Below are 2,588 nucleotides of genomic sequence, written 5' to 3' on the forward strand. Positions count from 1 at the left end.
CCGCAGGACTGCAAGCTGTTCGGCACGGTGTGCACGCCGGAAAATCCGGTGGGGTCGTGCATGGTGTCGTCGGAGGGGGCTTGTGCGGCGCATTACACGTATGGGCGGTACAAGGATGTGGCCTGAGGTTTTGGGGGCCGGTTCCGCCTGGGCTTGGGGTTTTCCGGGGCGCTGTGTTCCGCGTATGACCGCGGGCGTACTTTCTTTTGCTTCGCCAAAAGAAAGTAGCCAAAGAAAAGGCGACCCCTGGGTCGGCGCCCGCTACGCGGGTTCCCTGCGCTACTCGGCAGGACGGGCGGCTCGCATGAACTCGCCTGCGGCTCAGACAATGCGAGCCGAAGGCCCCCGTCCCGCCTGCGTTGCTCGGCGCCTCCCAAGGGGCCCACAAGCGTCGATGCTGACAGGCCACGGAACAAAACAACGGCTTTGCGGTGCACCGCATTTTTTGCCCAATTTCCGCGCCCACCGAAAAACTCCGACCGGTTCTCCAACCTCCCCTGGGAGGCGCCGAGCAACGCAGGGCTTGGCGGAAAAGGGGCGAGGACTGTCTGAGGCCCGTAGGGCCGAGTTCCGCAGCCCCCGCCAAGACCGAGTAGCGCAGGGAACCGGGCGCAGCCCGGCGCCGACGCGGGGTCGCCTTTTCTTTGCCGACTTTCTTTTGGCGAAGCAAAAGAAAGTCCGGTCGCGCGTCAGGCGCGAATCACAGCCCCCCAGCACCAAATCCGCCCAAGAAAACCGGAAAGCAACATGACAACAGTCCGCAAAAACTACGTCCGCCCCCTCGACCTCAAACACGGCCAGGTCGACATGGCCCACGGTTCCGGCGGCCGGGCGATGGCGCAGCTGATCGAGGAGTTGTTCGCGAAGCACCTCGGCAACGAATACCTCGGCCAGGGCGACGACGGCGCGGTGCTGCCGCACCCGGGCGAGGGCCGGCTGGTGATGGCGACCGATTCGCACGTGGTCTCGCCGCTGTTCTTCCCGGGCGGCGACATCGGCTGCCTGTCGGTGCATGGCACGATCAACGACGTCGCCGTGATGGGCGCCAAGCCGCTTTACCTTGCGGCTGGCTTCATCCTCGAAGAGGGGTTCAAGCTCGCCGATCTGGCGCGCATCGTGCAAAGCATGGCGGCGGCGGCGCGGGCCGCCGGGGTGCCGGTGGTGACCGGCGACACCAAGGTCGTCGAGCGCGGCAAGGGCGACGGGGTGTTCATCACGACGACCGGCGTCGGCGTCGTGCCGCCGGGGCGGGAACTGTCCGGCCGGCGGGCGCGGCCGGGTGACGCGATCCTGGTTTCCGGCACGCTCGGCGACCACGGCATGGCGATCATGGCCGAGCGCGAGAGCCTGGGCTTCGATTCGCCCATCGTTTCCGATAGCGCCGCGCTGCACGGACTGATCGACGCGATGCTGGCGACCGGCGCCGACCTCCGCGTGCTGCGCGACCCGACGCGCGGCGGACTGGCCACGACGCTGAACGAGATCGCCCGCCAGTCGGGCGTCGGCATGATGCTGCAGGAAAAGGCGCTGCCGGTGCGGCCGGCGGTCAATGCGGCCTGCGAGTTCCTCGGGTTGGACCCGCTTTATGTGGCGAACGAGGGGAAACTGGTCGCGATCTGCGCCGAACAGGATGCCGAAAGGCTGCTTGCCGCGATGCGGGCGCATCCGCTGGGGGGCGATGCGGCGATCGTCGGCAGCGTGCATGCCGACGACCACCATTTCGTGCAGATGACCACCGCCTTCGGCGGTCGGCGCATCGTCGACTGGCTGAGCGGCGAACAGCTGCCGCGGATCTGCTAGTGGCGCAGCGCGATCACCAGCGAACGCACGTCGCCCAGTTCGGACAGCACCAGGGCGCGGGCATCGGCCATGTCGTCGGCGTTGCGCACCCGGAACAGCTCGCGGCGGCCGTCCAGGTAGCGGACGGCGGCGGTGTATTCCGGCCGCGGCACGCTGCGCCGGCGGGGAACTGCGGTTTTTCGTTGTTGTTGCATTGTGTTCACCTCGTGCACAATTTGTTGTTGCGGTGCATCGTAACCAAACGCAAGCGATTGAAAAATATCGCGAAGGTTATAGGTTTATGCAGCATGGAAACTTGTTGCCCGGCAAGCCGCGCCACCCCGTCGTTCCGGCGTTCTCAATGAATCGAAAAAATCCAGTTCACATGCGCATCCTTCTTCTTTCGCATGCCTTCAACAGCCTGACCCAGCGCCTGTGGTGCGAACTGGCCGGGCGCGGCCACCAGTTGAGCCTCGAACTCGACATCGCGGACAGCGTGGCCGAGGAGGCTGTGGCGCTGTTCCGGCCGGACCTGGTGATCGCCCCCTTCCTGAAGCGGGCGATCCCGGAGACGGTCTGGTCGCGCCACCGCTGCCTGATCGTCCATCCGGGGCCGCCGGGCGACCGCGGGCCGTCGGCGCTCGACTGGGCGATCCTGCGCGGCGAACCGCGCTGGGGCGTCACCGTGCTGCAGGCCGAGGCCGAGATGGACGCCGGGCCGGTCTGGGCGTCGGCCGATTTCGCGCTGCGCCCGGCGGGCAAGGGTTCGCTGTACCGCAACGAGGTCACCGAGGCGGCGGTGCGCGCGG

3 protein-coding genes and 1 pseudogene are annotated in these 2,588 nt (G+C 67.2%); 3 read left to right on the forward strand and 1 reads right to left on the reverse strand.

Translation table 11 applies throughout. The annotated features are described in order from the left end of the window. Window positions 1–126, forward strand: a pseudogene (locus ACE3S9_RS18300) (hydrogenase formation protein HypD); the annotation flags it as partial. Window positions 127–747: 621 nt separating this feature from the next. Then, window positions 748–1,800: a hydrogenase expression/formation protein HypE gene (gene hypE / locus ACE3S9_RS18305; RefSeq protein ID WP_374547908.1), complete on the forward strand. Its 1,053-nt coding sequence runs from the start codon at window positions 748–750 to the stop codon at window positions 1,798–1,800. Here hypE and ACE3S9_RS18310 read toward each other — a convergent pair. After that, window positions 1,797–1,994: a hypothetical protein gene (locus ACE3S9_RS18310; protein ID WP_374277413.1), complete on the reverse strand. Its 198-nt coding sequence runs from the start codon at window positions 1,992–1,994 to the stop codon at window positions 1,797–1,799. The two genes, hypE and ACE3S9_RS18310, sit on opposite strands and share 4 nt — an antisense overlap. Window positions 1,995–2,164: 170 nt before the next feature. On the opposite strand from ACE3S9_RS18310, the gene ACE3S9_RS18315 reads away from it, so the two are divergent. Beyond that, the coding region (locus ACE3S9_RS18315) for a formyltransferase family protein (RefSeq protein ID WP_374547909.1) at window positions 2,165–2,588 on the forward strand (424 nt) is incomplete at its 3' end.

The organism is Rhodoblastus sp., assembly GCF_041915505.1.
Classification (GTDB): Bacteria; Pseudomonadota; Alphaproteobacteria; order Rhizobiales; family Beijerinckiaceae; genus Rhodoblastus.

Excerpts from the sequence above, each read along its gene's own strand:
- hypE (WP_374547908.1), top strand. The coding sequence starts at position 748 with ATGACAACAGTCCGCAAAAACTACGTCCGCCCCCTCGACCTCAAACAC.
- ACE3S9_RS18310 (WP_374277413.1), bottom strand. The coding sequence starts at position 1,994 with ATGCAACAACAACGAAAAACCGCAGTTCCCCGCCGGCGCAGCGTGCCG.